Genomic DNA, 16704 nt, shown 5'->3' with positions numbered 1-16704 from the left:
CTGGCCTCCTTGTCCAGCCCTCAGCTTGAATCACTATTCACCACAAAAGGGAACCCAAGACGATTCAGACTTTTTGGGAAATGCTCTAGTTCACACCGGTATTTTGCAGGATCAGCCGGGTCACCTCCTTCGGGATTTCCAGATGCGGCATATGGCCGACGCGCTCGAAAATATGGGTTGCGACGGTTCCCGGCAGCTTGTGCGCCTGGCGGGTGGGCAGAACCCGGTCCTGGGTGCCCCAGATCACTTTCACCGGCATGGGCAGGTCCGCCAGCGCGTCCCGGGGCAAGGTCTTTTGCACGGTACCGTCGATAATCTCGTCCGCGATCGCCTCCAGCGTGGCGGCTGCCCCTGGCTTGGCGCGGCTCTCGGCTACGGATTTGGCCAGATATTTCGGCAGCTTGAACTCCCAGCCGAAAAACTGCTCCAGCAGAATTTCAACGTCCGCCTGATCCGTAGCCGCTGCATAGCGGCGCAGCAGACGGTGATTGATCTCCGGGCCGAAGCCGCCGGGCGCCAGAAGCGTCAGGCTGGCGATCCGCTCCGGCGCACGCAGGGCAACCAGAACCGCCACCGCTCCGCCCATGGAGTGTCCGGTCAGGTGCACCCGGTCCAGCTCCAGCGCCTCCAGGGACTGGGCAACGGCTTTCGCCGCAATACCCGCATTGCCGACCTGGGGCCAGTCCAGCGCCTGGCCGTGTCCGGGCAGATCGAAGGCAAGAGAACGTTTTCTGGCCGCCAGAGCGGTCTGGATATTCACCCAGGTCTGCCGGTCTCCGCCAAAGCCGTGCAGAAGCACGACAGGGCACTCATCAGCCCCCCCGGCGGCAGGCTGGTCATGAAAAGGCAGATGGCGCGGGGGATTGGGACGCAGGTCAGTCATGGTCTTTGATCACTTTTGAAACGCAGAGACGCATCGGTGCGAAGAGGGACGAGGAATGAGAGAGAAGAAATACGGCAGCCACGTCATTTGAGCGCAAACAGGGGCTGCGGATCAGTAAAGCCGCTAAGCTCGAAAGAGCCGACCGGCTCGGCCCGTGCTGCGCAATACCGGACAATGTCCTCGGTCATCAGCACATCCGACCCGGTGGTCTTGGTCAGGCTTTCGATACGCGCGGCCGCATGGACCGACTGGCCAATCACCGAAAAGGTCAACCGGTGGGGTACCCCGATATTGCCGAACATGACCGACCCCACCGACAGGGCGACCCCGGCCTGCATGGGCATGGCGCTTGCCGGGTCGTCATTGACCGCCGCAAGCCTCAACCGCGTTTCATCGGCCGCCTGAACAGCCTGTTTGACCGCATTTTCAAGGCTTTGCTCTCCAATGGGGAAGACACCCAGAACCGCATCACCGATAAAGTCGAGCACCTCGCCACCGTTATCCAGAACCGATCCGGCCGTGGTTTCGAAATACCGGTTCAGCCAGGTCAGATAGGCATCTGGCCCGAGAGCTTCGGCAATGGCGGTGGACCGGCGCATGTCGCAATAATAGATCACCGCATCAATGGTCTCGCCGTCGCCGTGGCGGATCTGTCCGTTCAGCACCTTTTTGCCGGCCGTCTGCCCCAGATAGGTCTCGGCAACCGTTTTGGTGATCTGGCTGCCAATATTGGCCCGGGCGGCCAGCGCCAGACGCTTTTGGATATATTCAATGGCCTTCAGGGCGTCGTCAGAAAAGCCCTCACTGTCGCAAGTGGCCCAGCTGACAATAATACCGCTATTGGCATAATCCTCCGGATTGGTCGGCATGTCGAAATGCGTCGGCAGTACCAGATAGTCGGTATACCCGGCCTCGCTCAGGCGGGTTAGCAGCGGGAATTCCTGCGGCGCATTGGAGTTGGTCAACCGCCGGCGGAACCGCGGCTCCTGGTTGACCAGAACAGCCCGCACCGGGCTTTGCAGCCAGTCGTCGGTTTCTTCTTCCGAATGGGCGATCAGCTCGTGATGCAGCTCATTGCCGCTTTCCCAGATCACCAGTTCGGCTTCGATCAACGGGTGCAGCGTGGACCAGGCCATCATGCCCCGGTCGACCGGAACCTCGCAGGCGCGCAGCCGCTCACACATTTCGGCAAACATCTTGCCCAGATTGGGAGAGCCAAGAGCCTGGCTGATCATCCAGTCTTCGATCTCGTCTATTTTCGCCATACTGATCATGGCGTCACGTTAAAGTGCTTTTGCTGCGGTGACCAGACAGGGATCCCCATATCCGGACGCCAACAGTTGCGGCAGTTTTGACCTGTCACATCCGTTGTGTCTGCAAGGCTTGAAAATGAATGAACGTTCATTTATAGAAACTCACAGGAGGACGATGTGGCCGTGACAGAACCAAGACCAGCCGCCCGCAGTGCCAAAGGCCAGGAAACCGCCCGCCGTGTTCTGGATGCGGCGCTCAAGCGGTTTGCTGACGCAGGCTATGCAGCCGTTTCCATGCGCGAGATCGCGGCCGATGTCGGGGTTCGCCCCGGCGCGCTCTACAATCACTTCCCCACCAAGCAGGACATTTTAAAAGACCTGATGCTTGCCCATATGCGCGCGCTTCTGACCGCCTGGGACATCACTCCTTTTGCGGCCGCCATGGACCCGCTGGAGCGGTTTGTGCGCTTTCACATCCGCTACCATCTGCAGCGCGCCGATGAAGTCTTTATCTCCTATATGGAACTGCGCAATCTGGAGCCGGATAATTTCAAGCTGGTGGAAGCCGAACGCCGCCGCTACGAGGCCATCCTGACCGGCATTTTGGAAGATGGAACGGCGGCCGGACGCTACAGCACCGGCGATCCCAGGGTTACGACGCGGGCCATCATCGCCATGCTGACCGGCATCCCCACCTGGTACCGGGCGGGCGGCAGCCTCAGCGAGCGTGAGGTCGAAGACCTTTATCTCACCATGGTGCGCAAAGCGGTCGCGCCCCTTCCCGGCCAGGCCCTTTCCCAGACCACAGCCCCGAACGGAGACCGGATGACATGAGCATCCTGACATCAAGCCTCTCGCCGAAAAGCAGCGCCTTTTCCGCCAACCGGGCGGCCCATGAGGCGGCCATGGACGCGGTCAGGACCGCAGCGCAAAGGGCCCTGGATGGCGGTGGTGAATCCGCCCGCCAGCGCCACCTCGCCCGGGGCAAGATCCTGCCCCGCGAACGGGTCTCCCGCCTGCTTGATCCCGGATCGCCCTTTTTGGAAGTCGGCATGCTGGCCGCCCATGACCTTTATGACGGCGCCGCCCCGTCTGCCGGAATGATCGCCGGGATCGGCAGGGTGGAAGGCCAGGAGGTCATGGTGCTTGCCAATGATGCCACGGTGAAAGGCGGCACCTATTATCCCCTGTCGGTGAAAAAGCACCTGCGCGCCCAGGAAATTGCCGCCGAAAACAATCTGCCCTGCATCTATCTGGTGGATTCAGGCGGCGCCAATCTGCCGAACCAGGACGAGGTCTTTCCCGACCGGGATCATTTCGGGCGGATCTTCTACAATCAAGCCAATATGTCGGCCAGGGGCATTGCCCAGATTGCCGTGGTCATGGGCTCGTGCACCGCAGGCGGCGCCTATGTTCCCGCCATGTCGGACGAAACCATTATCGTGAAAAACCAGGGCACTATCTTTCTTGCCGGACCGCCCCTGGTGAAGGCGGCAACGGGAGAGGAAGTGACGGCGGAAGATCTGGGCGGCGGTGATGTGCATACGCGCCTGTCCGGGGTCGCCGATCATCTGGCCCGCGACGACACCCATGCTCTGGCCCTGGCCCGGCGCGCCATTGCCAGCCTCAACCGCACCAAACGAACCGGAGCCGCCCTTCAGGCGCCGGAAGATCCGCTTTACGACCCGGAGGAAATCCTTGGTGTCGTGCCTGGGGACTTGAAAACGCCCTATGACATTCGCGAGGTGATTGCCCGCGTGGTCGACGGGTCCCGCTTTGACGAATTCAAGGCGCGCTACGGCACCTCCCTTGTCTGCGGCTTTGCCCATATCCACGGCATGCCCGCCGGCATCATTGCCAATAACGGCGTGCTGTTCTCGGAGAGCGCGGTCAAGGGTGCCCATTTTGTCGAACTGTGTTCACAGCGCAAGGTGCCGCTGGTGTTCCTGCAGAACATCACCGGCTTCATGGTTGGGCAGAAATATGAAAGCGGTGGCATTGCAAAGGACGGCGCCAAGCTGGTGACGGCGGTTGCCACCACTTCCGTTCCCAAAATCACCATGCTGGTCGGCGGGTCCTTCGGTGCGGGCAATTACGGCATGTGCGGACGGGCCTATTCGCCGCGCTTCCTGTGGACCTGGCCCAATTCGCGCATCTCCGTTATGGGCGGCGAACAGGCTGCAGGCGTTCTGGCCACCGTCCGCCGGGACGGCATCGAGCGCAAGGGCGGCAGCTGGACGCAAGAAGAAGAACAGACGTTCAAGCAGCCGATCATCGACCAGTTCGAGGACCAGGGTCACCCGCTTTATGCCAGCGCCCGCCTGTGGGATGACGGCATTGTCGACCCGCGCAAGACCCGAGACATACTGGGGCTCTCCCTGTCGGCCGCGCTCAACGCGCCGATCGACGATACCCGCTTCGGTCTCTTCAGGATGTGATGCCATGAGCCATATCGAAACGCATGTCGGTGACATCACCCGGCTGAAGGTCGACGCCATCGTCAATGCAGCCAATTCCTCGCTGCTCGGCGGCGGCGGAGTGGACGGCGCCATTCACCGGGCGGCCGGACCGGAACTTGTTCAGGAATGCCGCCTTTTGAACGGCTGCAAGACCGGCGACGCCAAGATCACCGCCGGATACAAATTACCGGCAAGGCACATCATCCACACGGTTGGCCCGGTCTGGCGCGGCGGCAACGAGGGCGAAGCCGGACTGCTTGCCAGTTGCTACGAAACCAGCCTCCGGCTTGCCGCGGCCAATGCCTGCCGCACCGTTGCCTTTCCTGCAATCTCGACAGGCATTTATGGCTATCCGGCGGAGCTGGCAGCTGAAACGGCAGTCAAAACCATTCAGAAGACGCTCGCTGAGCTGCCGGAAATCGAAACGGTTGCGCTGGTCGCGTTCGATGACGCGGCGCTTGCCCATTTGCTGAACGCGCTGAAGGGGAACGAAGACTGATGTTCAAGAAAATCCTCATAGCCAATCGCGGCGAAATCGCGTGCCGGGTCATCGGGACGGCGAAACGGCTCGGGATCCGCACGGTCGCGGTCTATTCGGACGCGGACGCAAACGCCAAACATGTCGCCATGGCGGACGAAGCCTTTCGGATCGGTCCGGCACCGGTGGGTGAGAGTTACCTCAGGATCGACAGGATCATCGAGGCTTGCCAGAAAAGCGGCGCTGAGGCGGTGCATCCGGGATACGGCTTCCTGTCCGAAAACCCCGACTTCGTCGATGCGCTCGACAAGGCCGGGATCACCTTTATCGGCCCGAGTGCAAAGGCCATACGGGCCATGGGGCTGAAAGACGCCGCCAAGGCGCTGATGGAAAAGGCCGGGGTACCGGTGGTGCCCGGCTATCACGGGGAGAGCCAGGACCCGGCATTTCTGAAAGCGGAAGCGCACCGGATCGGCTACCCGGTTCTAATCAAGGCCCGCGCGGGCGGCGGTGGCAAGGGCATGCGCCGGGTTGACGACCCGGCCGACTTTCTGGACGCGCTCTCCGGTGCCCAGCGTGAAGGCGAAGCCAGTTTCGGCGACGGACGGGTACTGATCGAAAAATACCTGACCAAGCCGCGCCATATCGAAATCCAGGTGTTCGGCGACAGCCATGGCCATGCGGTGCACCTGTTTGAACGGGATTGCTCCCTCCAGCGCCGCCACCAGAAGGTCATTGAAGAGGCCCCTGCCCCCGGCATGCCGGAGGAGATGCGCAAGGCCATGGGTGAGGCTGCCGTTACCGCCGCCAAGGCCATCGGCTATTGCGGCGCCGGGACCATCGAGTTCATCGCCGATGTTGCGGATGGACTGCAGTCCGACCGCTTCTATTTCATGGAAATGAACACCCGCCTGCAGGTGGAACATCCGGTGACCGAGCTGATTACCGGCGAGGATCTGGTGGACTGGCAGCTGCAGGTTGCCTCCGGTGCGCCCCTGCCCAAAACTCAGGAAGAGCTGAGCTTTTCCGGTTGGGCCTTTGAAGCCCGGCTCTATGCGGAAGATGCGCCCAAGGGCTTTCTGCCCGCCATCGGCACACTGGAGCATGTGCACCTGCCGGACCATCTTGCCCGTGTCGACAGCGGCGTGCGCGCAGGCGATGAGATCACGCCCTGGTACGATCCGATGATTGCCAAAGTGATCACCCATGGCGCATCCCGTGAGGAAGCCCTTGGCAAATTGCTGGCCGCCCTGGACGCTACACAGGTGGCCGGCTGCGTCACCAATGCGGGCTTTCTGGCAGCCCTCTGCCGCCATGAGGGCTTTGCCAAAGGCGATGTTGATACCGGCCTGATCGACCGGGATCTGGCGGTGCTGATCGGCGAGCCCGAATTGCCCGATGAAGCAATTGCCCTAGCCGCCCTATCGGCCCTTGGTCTTGCAAAACCCGCCTCCGGCTCTGACCCTTTCGAGACCCTGGCCGGCTGGCGCCTGTGGAGTGCGTCCCGTCAGTTCGCCCTTCTGGAAATCGACGGGGAGCGCCACGACATTGAAGTGCACGCCCTCGGCCAGCGGCGGTTTTCCGTTCATCTCCCAGGCGGGCCCCGTATGGTTGCGCTGATCGAGACGGACGGCACACACCTGACCTATGACTGCGACGGCCACAGGGCAAGGGCAACAGTGGTCCACGGTTCCAACGGCCTCACCGTGTTCCTGAACGGCCATGCCTTTTCCGTCGGCCTGCCCGACAGCCTGAGCAGCAATGACGATGTGGCCGCTTCCGGGGATCAGGTGACGGCGCCAATGCCGGGCCTTGTCAAGATGCTGTCCGCCACGGCCGGTGACACGGTCACACGGGATCAGCCGCTGATCATTCTGGAAGCCATGAAGATGGAACACACGCTCAAGGCCCCGCGCGACGGGATTGTTGCTGAGGTCCTTGTGAGCGAAGGCGATCAGGTAACAGATGGCACCGTGCTGCTGACCCTTGAGGAGACCGCCGATGCTGCTGCCTGACGCTGACAGTTATGACAAGCTCTGCCGGGACTTTGCCTGGGCGGTTCCGGACCGTTTCAATATTGCCGTTGCCGCCTGCGACCAGTGGGCCGCCAAAGCCCCTGACCGGGAGGCCCTTGTCTATTGCGAGGAAAACGGACCGTCGCACAGCTATTCCTACGGCGATTTGAAACGGCTCTCAAACCAGCTCGCCAATCTGCTGAACAGCCGGGGCGTGGCGCCGGGCGACCGCATCGGGGTGCTTCTGCCGCAGCGCCCGGAAACTGCCTATGCCCATCTGGCCGCCCTGAAGCTGGGCGCGATCACGATCCCCCTTTTCACCCTGTTCGGCGAAGAGGCCTTAGCCTACCGGCTGAAAGACTCCGGCGCTAAAGCCGTAATCACCGACCAGAGCGGGGCTGCCAAACTTGCGCTTCTTCGGGACCAGCTGCCGGATCTGACCACGGTGTTCTGCGTGGACGGGGACAGGGATGGTGCGGACGATCTTGCCCACGCCATGGACGGGCACACCCCTGAGTTCACACCGGTTGACACGGCCGCCGATGACCCCGCCCTGATCATCTACACCTCCGGCACGACCGGCCAGCCCAAGGGCGCCTTACATGCCCACCGGGTGCTGCTGGGTCATTTGCCAGGCGTGGAAATGAGCCACGATTTTCTGGGCCAGCCGGGCGACCGAATCTGGACCCCCGCAGACTGGGCCTGGATCGGCGGCCTTCTGGACGTGCTTCTGCCGGCCCTTTACCTGGGAGTGCCCGTAGTGGCCTGCCGCTTCCGCAAATTCACCGCAGAAGCCGCCTTCCAGCTTTTGGAAGACCAGGCAATCCGCAATACGTTTCTGCCACCTACCGCCCTGAAGCTGATGCGCCAGGTGCCGGATGCTGCAACAAGCTGGCAGTTCAGTCTGCGGTCCGTTGCCTCTGGCGGGGAAACCCTCGGCGCCGAGCTGATCGAATGGGGACGGCGGACCTTCGGCCTGACCATCAACGAGTTTTACGGCCAGACCGAATGCAACATGATCGTCTCCAGCTGTGCCCGCCTGATGGACGCCCGGCCCGGCATCATGGGCCGGCCGGTTCCGGGCCATGAGGTCGCGGTGGTGGGCCCCGAAGGCCAGAAGCTGCCGCCGGACACACACGGGACCGTTGCCGTGCGCAGGCCGGACCCTGTGATGTTTCTCGGCTACTGGAACAATCCTGAGGCCACAGCCGCCAAATTCGCCGGCGACTGGCTGTTGACCGGGGATACCGGCGTCATGGACAAACATGGCTGGATCCGCTTCGTCGGGCGCGATGACGACGTGATCACCTCGTCCGGCTACCGCATCGGCCCCGGGGAAATCGAGGACTGCCTGATCCGCCACCCGGCAGTCGCCATGGCCGGTGTGGTTGGCAAACCCGACCCGCAGCGCACCGAAATCGTCAAGGCCTATATCGTGCTGAAAGCAGGTGTGGATCCGGACGAAACGCTGGCCAAAGACATCGCCGAGTTCGTCAAGATCCGCCTTGCGGCCCATGAATATCCGCGGGAAGTCGCCTTTGTCGACGCCCTGCCGATGACCACCACCGGCAAGGTGATCCGCCGCGACCTGCGCATCCGGGCGGAACAGGATACATGACCGGCGGCCAGCATCCAGCGCCTTTCGGCGCACAGCCCTTTCTAAGCCCGTTCTGAAATTTCCGGGCCCCTTTTGACCCTGTGCTGAAAGTTCTTATGAGTTCTGACATGTCCGATTTTGTCACCCTTTTTGAAATGAGCCCCCGTGACGGCCTTCAAAATGAAAGCCGCTTTGTTCCGACCGGCCAGAAAATCGAGCTGGTGGACCGGCTGTCAGAGTGCGGTTTCCGCAAGATTGAAGTGACGAGTTTTGTCAGTCCCAAATGGGTGCCCCAGCTGGCCGATGCCCAGGAGGTCATGGACGGCATCTACCGACATCCGGCGGTTGTCTATTCCGTACTGACCCCCAATGTGAAAGGCTATACTGCAGCAAAGCGGGCCTCCGCCGATGAGGTGGCAATTTTCGGCTCAGCGTCAGAAGGTTTTTCGAAAAAGAACATCAACTGTTCGGTCGCAGAAAGCATCGAGCGCTTCAAGCCGCTTCTGGATAAGGCCGCGCAGGACGGCATGCCCGTCCGTGGCTATGTCTCCTGCGTCACCGATTGCCCCTATGATGGGCCGGTCGCGCCGGAGCAGGTCGCCGCTGTGGCCAGGGAACTTTATGCGCTTGGCTGCTATGAAATCTCCCTTGGGGACACGATCGGCGCCGGGACGCCGGAGACGATTTCAAACATGCTGGACGCCGTGCTTGCCCATGTGCCAGCCGACAAGCTGGCCGGGCATTTTCACGACACCAAGGGCAGAGCCCTTGAGAATATCGAGGTGAGTCTGGAAAAAGGCCTGCGCACCTTTGACTGCGCCATCGGCGGCCTCGGCGGCTGCCCCTATGCTCCGGGCGCAAAGGGCAATGTCGCCACAGAAACCGTCGCGGCCCTTTTGGCCCGAAAAGGCTTCACCTGCGGCATAAAGACGGAAAAGCTGGACGAAATTGCCGCCTTCGCCCGGAGCCTGAGGGAGACGCCCGCATGAGTTACGAAACACTGACCCTTGCCACGGATGACCGGGGTGTTGCCACGGTGACGCTGAACCGCCCGGACAAACACAATGCCCTTTCGGCAACGATGATTGCCGAGCTGACCAAGACTGCGTCAATGCTCGGTGCGGATGACAACGTGCGGGTTGTGATCCTGACAGGGGCCGGAGACAGCTTTTGCGCAGGCGGCGACCTTGGCTGGATGAGAGAACAGTTTGATGCGGACCGGCAGACCCGGATCGCTGAAGCGCGTAAATTGGCCGCCATGCTGAAAGCCCTCAACGAGCTGCCAAAGCCCCTGATCGGCCGCATTCAGGGCCAGGCCTTTGGCGGCGGCATCGGCATGATGAGCGTGTGCGACACGGTGATTGCGGCCGACAGCGCGAAATTCGGCCTGACCGAAACCCGCCTAGGCCTGATCCCCGCCACCATAAGCCCCTATGTGCTGGCCCGTATGGGTGAGGGCAAGGCTCGGCGCGTCTTCATGTCCGCACGCCTCTTCAGCGCGCAAGAGGCTCGGGATCTGAATCTCGCTGCACAGGTGGTGCCCGTAGAGGAACTCGATTCGGCCGTGGACGCTGAAGTCAAACCCTATCTTGCCGCCGCTCCGGCGGCGGTCGCCGCTTCCAAGGCCCTGGCAAGGGTGCTCGGCCCCAGAATTGACGAAGCCGCAATCGAAGACACAATCCACCGCCTTGCAGACACATGGGAAACCCCGGAAGCCCGGGAAGGCATTTCAGCCTTTTTCGACAAGCGAAAGCCGGATTGGGCGGTGCGCTGACCACTCCACACTCGGCTTTCCGCCTTTGATCTCACCCCGTCTGCCGCCGGGCATGTTCGATCAAGGCAGCGATACGGGCCACACCTGCCTCTTCCGACTTGGGCAGCTCGGGCTCCGGCCCGCCATACATGCGCTCCCGGCGCTGACGGATTTTCTTGCGCTGGCCTTCGCTGATCCCGTCCGGCAGATCCACCCCCGCCCGGTCCATACCGATCAGGATGCGCTGCAGATCGGGAATGAGTTCGGAGGAAATCGTGAAGGTGCCGCTGACCGGATGTTTAAAGACAAGCGTGTTGGTGCTTTCTTCCCCATTCAACAGCACCGCCTTCTTGTGGCCGATGGACCCGATGGTGGCCTGGAAACGGGCGACCCAGCCGGAGGCCTCCCACAGGCGGATCTCCATCTTTTTCAGCTCTTCATAAGGCACGCGTGCGCGCTGGCCGAACTGGGTGAATTCAAAGCCATTGCCGAAAAACCGGACCCAGGAGGTTTTCTGACGCACGGCGGCGGCGAAAAAGATGAAAGACACACAGGCCGGGGCAAGCGCCAGAAGCGACACCAGAGCCAGACCGCCGGTTGTCAGCCCGAGGCCGACAAAACTGAGGGAAAAGAACACGATGCCGAGGCCGAACCCGGCCGCGTCAAACACCACCGGCGACGGTTTCGACACCGGCCGGACAGCCCCCGAGGGGACAACCGGATGCGGCATCGCCGCATATATTCCGGCCGCCGCCGCAATACACATCAGGCTCATCAGAACCGACATGAAAAACACCCCGCCCACTATGGCCAGGACGCAGAGGCTCAAAGGTAAAACGCGACGGATAAACTCGATTTTAGCTGTTTTGCCCAAACCGCTCTCCATGCATTCAAACAGCGAAACCGCAAAAACTGGGAAGTCTTACTGATTCTGTCATTGAATCAACTGCACCCTTCCAAATCAACAGCCAGTTGGATCTATCCAGAAACAATGTAACCGGCAGGCAGAAAGTGCCCGTGCAAATTTGACTCAATTCTGACAAATCCGCGCCAAATCGATCTCTGCCGGCCTGAGCCAGACCACAAAGGCAAGCTAAAATATGCCTGCCAATATATAGCGGAACTACGCTGTATTATCCGCTATGATCACCGTCTTCAGGAATATGGGTTGCCGGATCGAACCAGAGAGCCGGATCGTTCAGAGGAGGATCCTGGCTGAGATTTGGGTTTTCGATAGTAAAGATCTTGCGGTGCTTCAAACGTGCCCGGTCGATATCCGATTGATGATACTCAAGAAAGTGAGCATCGAACGATCCATCCGCAAGCATTTCTTCCAGTCCCTGCCGCACCCGGCTGGCGAGTTCCGGCCGCGCTGGACTGACAAAAAAATAGGTTGGCAGAGGCACAAACAGGACCAGCGTCTGCTCAATAGCCAGATCCGGATTGTCGGGGCTGAAACGCTCCAGTTCACCGAAGATCTCGTTCATGCCGCGGCCAAAGGTGACAAATCGGCGGACCTTGAGCATATCGAACAGCCGGGCGTGGGTTTCCCCAGGGACAACATTAAATCCGGCCTTACGCAGGATCAGGTAAGTCGACCATTGCACCCCTGTGCCCGTCGGGATGGCTTTCAGTTCTTCCAGAGACCTCACCTGAGACAGGCGTTCCTGGTCCTGGCGGTTGATCAGGAAAAGCCGGTAACCCTGAATTCCCTTCCGTAAGGGAATGCGAATGGGAATGAGCTTCTCCTCCCAGCCCGGTTTGGGCACTTCAGCAACAATCTGGATATTGTCGCCGACAATGAGCTCTTCCAGCAGTCGGGCCCGGGAAAAGAACTCCGCGGAGCGTCCGACTTCCGACGCCCCGCCGAAAGGAGATGTCCGCAGCAACACTTTTTCCAGCAGCGTCTCGACATACTCAACCTCATCCAAGCGAAGATTATAAACGAGTCGATCCGAAGACCAAGCAGAAGTTGCATTGGCTTGTGTAAAAATGACAAGAATAAAAAGCCCCAACATCAACTTGGACATCGTCAGTTCCCAGAAAATTCGAAGCATCTTCATATCTTATGACACAATAAATTGCGAATTGGTATTTTTTTATACTTAAGTAGAAAAAGACCACGATCACCTTTAACTTTGCAGTCGTCATCGGAAACGAGCCCCCCCCTTCTTCCAAAAAGCGCAGCCTTGTCTGGCAACCGTCGGGCATGGTCGGCAGAAAGGGCAGAATTCAAGGAAAGGGCGGGCAATGGTGCAGTAGGCTGAAAACACCAACCTGACCCATTGGCGGGACCGTGTGGATCTGGCTACCGCCATCCGCTGAACAACCCGTCTGAGCATGCATGAGGTTGTCGCAAGTCATTTCAGCTTTGCGGTCAATGCGGACGACACCCAATTCCTCACGCCCCCCCAACCGCGGCATTTTGCCAGGAACAAGGCCTCCGACCTGCTACTGGACGCCAATGATCCGGCCACCATGGACACGGCCGACGCGCCGGACCTCACTGCCGGAGGTCTGCACCGCTCCATCCACGGTCGATGCCCCCATGCCCGCGGCGTGATGCATGTGCATTCGATCCGTGCGACCATTCCGGCCTGGCTGGAGGACTGCACGCTGCCGCCTTTAGCGGGCGCCATGTGGTCGATGAAGAGTTTCGCGGCCTCGCCCTCGAAGAGGAAGGCAAACGCTGCGCCGGCATGCTGGGCGTCCCCAAGACCAAAACCATGATCATGGGCAATCACGGGGTCCTGGGAAGAGGCGAGACCGTCGCCGACACATTCAACCGGCTCTGCTATTTCGAACGTACTGCACAAACCTATGTCCGCGCTCTCCAGACCGCCTCCTTGCGGGCCTTTTCCGTGAGGTCGCCGAAAAACCGCCTGGGAGCTGGAAGACTATCCTGATCTTCTAGGCCGGCATTTGAACGAGCTGAAAGCCATTCTGAACAGCGAACAGTCCGACTACGCCAGTCAGGCATATCCGGTGAAACGCGGCGGGTTCAACTCAGGTGATGGACCCCGGCTCTGATCAGGCCTGGCAGCCTCATGACGTCTGCTACATTTCGCCGGACGCGGCCATGCTTTCCAGAATGGATGTAATCGCCGGGACCAACTGCGCGTTCCTCTCATGGAGATAATGATACAGTTTGACCGTCCGGATAGGCTTTCCGGCCATTTCCAGACACCCGGCCTCATGTGTCAGACCGTACTTGTCGAGCGCGATCTGGCCTCCCAGCACCACATCAAGCCGGCCAAGTTTGAGCATCCCGAAAAGCTCGTCATACGTGTCCGCCACCCAGACCTCGTCAAAGGTTTTGGTATAGTTTTCAAAAACGACCGCCCCACGGATATAGCCGACTTTTTTCTCGTGAATCTTGTCCAGAATTGTCTCGTCCGAATGCCGGGTGCAGATAATCGTCCCGACCTTGACCTGCATCAACGGAACACTGACCCGGATCAGAGTGGGAAATTTCTCTTCAATGGACGGCGTTCCCGCAAGCTCCCCATCCACCAGCCCCTTGCCCGCCGTAACCAGAGACCGGGAGCGCGACATGCGCTGGAACTCGATCTGAATACCCAATTCCGAATAGGCATGGCGCAGAATGTCAGCCAGCTGCTCAAACTGGGGCAGATTTTCGGAGAGGGTGAATTTCAGCACAGCCTGTGCGGAGGCTGGCTGCGGGACCAACCACAGCAGCGCAAGGATTAACTTCAGCTGAATTAAATAAAACCGCATCTGGTTTCCTGATAAACAGCCAAATCCAAAAATGATAACAACTAAGTATCTAGTGCAAAAAAATAAAAATCAACACGTCATAAAATTTTAACGCATAAACAAAAACTCACAGGACCTGGAGCCACGGCCAAACAAACCAATATTTAAGAAAAATTACTCAAAAATGGCAACCAAAAGTCCAAAAAACGCATCCAAACCAACCAGAATAAGACCCTAAAATAAACTTCAGATTGAATGAAACGCTGCGGATATGTATCGAACTGCACGTCAAATGACGCATAACGCACCCGCGCCGCCCGCAATATTTGCATCTGGGCAAGGCCCGGCCGGACACCGTCTCGAGCTCAAGCAGGACAGAAGGAAATTGGCGCCCCCCTTGCCAACCTGTGATCGGGGTCAATCGGGCCCTGCGAATAATACCAAGCGCAATTAATATCTCTTCAGTCATAAGGGCATCCTATATCTGCGGTCCGAACCTTCACCCGTGTCTTCGGGTCGGACACTGCCGGATCTGGACTATGCCTTTCATGACCGGGATGCTCTGGTCACTGCCTGCGAGCGGATCTGCATGCATCGCAAGAAGGTAAATGTCTCAACCGGCCGTAACCAGAAACCCTAAAATTCCTCTCGTTTTTCCTGCATACGGACGATCCCACACCAGCACGTGTTCCAGGTGTCGATGAGCAGGACCGAAAACTGCTATGACAATGCAGCGGTCGAAACCTATTTCAAAACGGTCAAGGCCAAGTTTCTGTGGCAATGGTCATGGCCGACACGTCTCGATGCAGAGATAGCCATCTTCCAATATATCAACGGTTTCTACAATCCGCGCTGAAGACACTCGGCACTGGGATGGAAAGCCCCTGGGCATTCGACGCAAGGGTGGCGTTAATGAGAACTCTGAGCGGAACCAAAACGTAACAGGTCTAGAGTCTGTGGACATATATGATTCACAGATCGTGTTTTTTGTGATTCATATGTGGACGCCCCCTATGGCAAGAGCTGTTTTTGTCTTGTTGCGGTGATCGGTTGCTTTGATATGTGCGGCACAACTTTGCCGCTGGCCCTGATGGAAATCCGTCGGTGAGGTCCCTGATCAAGCTGGCGCGCTTGAATGGCGCATTGAATCAGACGGGTTTGCCTCTCCATTGGCTCGATCGTTACGCATCATCGACTGCCATTGCCAATTCGGTCGGGGCTGCACGCGATTAGGCAGGCTGCCCGTAGGGTCTATAAGTCTCTCCGCGAGTGAGTACTGCCCAGGCGATGCGGGCGAGCTTGTTCGCGAGGGCGACCGAGGCGAGCCGGAACGGCTTCTTCTCCAGCAACACATTACCCAATCTGTCATCGGCGTCGGGTTACGCTTGGCGTGTCGCATGACAGCCGTTGCGCCAACGACGAGCAGTCGCCGCAAATACCTGTCGCCCTGTTTGGATATACCACCGAGACGTGTTTTGCCTCCGGTCGACTGTTGCTGCGGCGTCAACCCAAGCCAGGAGGCAAACTGCCTGCCTGATTGGCATTGATCGGGGTCTGTCACTGTCGCCGCGATGGCTGTCGCTGTTATCACCCCGACACCTGGGATGGCCGCGAGCCTTCGACTGGCCTCGTTCTCGGCATGCCAGATGCGTAATTCCTTATCGAGTTCGCCAATCTCCTCGTTTAATTCGTTGATCCGCCGGATCAGGATCTCAAGCGCTCGATGAGCGTAAGCAGGAAGGGCTTCATCAGCAAAGGCCCTGGCGGCCAGCTTCACCAGATTGGCGATACCTGGGTTGGCGACCAACCCGAATTCGGCTAAGTGCGCGCGTAGCGCATTCGCCGCCATGGTCCGCTGGCGCACAATCAGCGACCGGGTTCGGTGCACTATCAGGACACTCTGCTGCTCAACTGTCTTTACCGGCACAAACCGCATGGTCGGACGTTGCACGGTCTCGCAGATCGCTTCTGCATCAATCGCATCGCTTTTGCCGCGCTTGACGTATCCTTTTACGTAAGACGGCGGCATGATCCTAACGTCATGGCCCATGGCGATCAGCGTACGCGCCCAGTGATGCGCCGTCGCGCAGGCCTCAACCCCGATCAGACAGGGTGCCAGTTTCGAGAAGAATGGCAACATCTGTTTGCGATGCAGCTTTTTCACCAGAACTGTCTTGCCGCATGAATCTATCCCATGCGCCTGGAAAACGCTTTTGGCCAGATCCAGCCCGAGTGGTGTGATGTTCATTGGTACCTTCCTTTCCTGCCTTCACTTCTTTCTCAGCACCATACTTGGCGCTGCGCTGGCAGGGGCGTCCACATCATCAAGCTTCCTTTTGAGGAGGCTCCCATGCGCAGCGAACGTTTTGTCATCACGGATAAGAGCTGGGCGGTCATAGAACCGTTGCTTCCCGGCAGCATCCGGGATCGAGGCCGGACAGCAAGGGACAACCGACTGTTTCTTGAAGCGGTGCTGTGGAAGGTTCGCGTTGGCGGTCCCTGGCGAGATCTCCCATCAGGATTTGGCGAATGGAACAGTGTGTTTCGGC

13 protein-coding genes and 4 pseudogenes are annotated in these 16704 nt (G+C 59.4%); 11 read left to right on the top strand and 6 right to left on the bottom strand.

Annotated elements, in window-relative coordinates; translation table 11 throughout:
* Positions 1 to 85 precede the first annotated feature (85 nt).
* On the bottom strand, positions 86 to 883 hold the full coding sequence (locus tag ACXAIC_RS24040) for an alpha/beta fold hydrolase (RefSeq protein WP_475186800.1): 798 nt from the start codon (positions 881 to 883) through the stop codon (positions 86 to 88).
* 83 nt (positions 884 to 966) lie between these two features.
* Positions 967 to 2148 carry an adenylate/guanylate cyclase domain-containing protein gene (locus ACXAIC_RS24035; RefSeq protein WP_475186798.1) on the bottom strand — a complete coding sequence of 394 codons (1182 nt, stop codon included), beginning with the start codon at positions 2146 to 2148 and terminating at the stop codon, positions 967 to 969.
* 165 nt (positions 2149 to 2313) lie between these two features.
* Here ACXAIC_RS24035 and ACXAIC_RS24030 point away from each other — a divergent pair, with 165 nt between their 5' ends.
* The 7 genes from ACXAIC_RS24030 (at position 2314) to ACXAIC_RS24000 (ending at position 10459) form a co-directional block, all read left to right on the top strand.
* Positions 2314 to 2970, top strand: coding sequence for a TetR/AcrR family transcriptional regulator (locus tag ACXAIC_RS24030; protein ID WP_475186796.1), 657 nt, complete (start codon positions 2314 to 2316; stop codon positions 2968 to 2970).
* A complete protein-coding gene (locus ACXAIC_RS24025; RefSeq protein WP_475186792.1) occupies positions 2967 to 4574 on the top strand; it encodes a carboxyl transferase domain-containing protein in 1608 nt (535 codons plus the stop codon). The genes ACXAIC_RS24030 and ACXAIC_RS24025 overlap by 4 nt, the downstream gene beginning before the upstream one ends.
* A gap of 4 nt (positions 4575 to 4578) precedes the next feature.
* A complete protein-coding gene (locus ACXAIC_RS24020; RefSeq protein ID WP_475186788.1) occupies positions 4579 to 5094 on the top strand; it encodes an O-acetyl-ADP-ribose deacetylase in 516 nt (171 codons plus the stop codon).
* On the top strand, positions 5094 to 7088 hold the full coding sequence (locus ACXAIC_RS24015) for an acetyl/propionyl/methylcrotonyl-CoA carboxylase subunit alpha (protein ID WP_475186785.1): 1995 nt from the start codon (positions 5094 to 5096) through the stop codon (positions 7086 to 7088). The genes ACXAIC_RS24020 and ACXAIC_RS24015 overlap by 1 nt, the downstream gene beginning before the upstream one ends.
* Entirely contained in the window at positions 7075 to 8706 is a 1632-nt protein-coding gene (locus ACXAIC_RS24010) for an acyl-CoA synthetase (protein WP_475186782.1), read from the top strand. The genes ACXAIC_RS24015 and ACXAIC_RS24010 overlap by 14 nt, the downstream gene beginning before the upstream one ends.
* Positions 8707 to 8813: 107 nt before the next feature.
* Positions 8814 to 9674 (top strand): hydroxymethylglutaryl-CoA lyase, encoded by an 861-nt coding sequence (locus tag ACXAIC_RS24005; RefSeq protein ID WP_475186780.1) that lies wholly within the window; start codon positions 8814 to 8816, stop codon positions 9672 to 9674.
* The gene (locus tag ACXAIC_RS24000; protein ID WP_475186778.1) at positions 9671 to 10459 is read left to right on the top strand and encodes a crotonase/enoyl-CoA hydratase family protein; all 789 of its coding nucleotides are present in this window, start codon (positions 9671 to 9673) and stop codon (positions 10457 to 10459) included. Before ACXAIC_RS24005 ends, ACXAIC_RS24000 begins: the two co-directional genes overlap by 4 nt.
* Positions 10460 to 10490: 31 nt before the next feature.
* Here ACXAIC_RS24000 and ACXAIC_RS23995 read toward each other — a convergent pair whose 3' ends face one another.
* Both ACXAIC_RS23995 and ACXAIC_RS23990 read right to left on the bottom strand, forming a co-directional pair.
* Positions 10491 to 11225, bottom strand: coding sequence for a hypothetical protein (locus ACXAIC_RS23995; RefSeq protein WP_475186776.1), 735 nt, complete (start codon positions 11223 to 11225; stop codon positions 10491 to 10493).
* A gap of 346 nt (positions 11226 to 11571) precedes the next feature.
* Positions 11572 to 12495, bottom strand: coding sequence for a hypothetical protein (locus ACXAIC_RS23990; protein ID WP_475186774.1), 924 nt, complete (start codon positions 12493 to 12495; stop codon positions 11572 to 11574).
* A gap of 283 nt (positions 12496 to 12778) precedes the next feature.
* Here ACXAIC_RS23990 and ACXAIC_RS23985 point away from each other — a divergent pair.
* Positions 12779 to 13344: pseudogene (locus tag ACXAIC_RS23985) on the top strand (class II aldolase/adducin family protein).
* Between the two features lie 151 nt (positions 13345 to 13495).
* Here ACXAIC_RS23985 and ACXAIC_RS23980 read toward each other — a convergent pair.
* On the bottom strand, positions 13496 to 14176 hold the full coding sequence (locus tag ACXAIC_RS23980) for a substrate-binding periplasmic protein (protein ID WP_475186771.1): 681 nt from the start codon (positions 14174 to 14176) through the stop codon (positions 13496 to 13498).
* 496 nt (positions 14177 to 14672) lie between these two features.
* Between ACXAIC_RS23980 and ACXAIC_RS23975 the strand changes: the two are divergent.
* Together ACXAIC_RS23975 and ACXAIC_RS23970 are read left to right on the top strand one after the other, a co-directional pair.
* Positions 14673 to 14774 (top strand): annotated as a pseudogene (locus ACXAIC_RS23975) (transposase); the annotation flags it as partial.
* Positions 14775 to 14825: 51 nt separating this feature from the next.
* Positions 14826 to 15011 (top strand): annotated as a pseudogene (locus ACXAIC_RS23970) (IS3 family transposase); the annotation flags it as partial.
* A gap of 373 nt (positions 15012 to 15384) precedes the next feature.
* Here the strand turns inward: ACXAIC_RS23970 and ACXAIC_RS23965 are convergent.
* Positions 15385 to 16403, bottom strand: a pseudogene (locus ACXAIC_RS23965) (IS110 family RNA-guided transposase).
* A gap of 102 nt (positions 16404 to 16505) precedes the next feature.
* Here ACXAIC_RS23965 and ACXAIC_RS23960 point away from each other — a divergent pair.
* Positions 16506 to 16704: transposase (locus tag ACXAIC_RS23960; RefSeq protein ID WP_475186770.1), on the top strand; the 199-nt coding region annotated here is incomplete at its 3' end.

The sequence above is a fragment of the Roseibium sp. AWQ4_254 genome (assembly GCF_056161025.1).
Note: the sequence above shows the minus strand (reverse complement) of the source record. Positions and strands in the feature narration are given on the sequence as shown.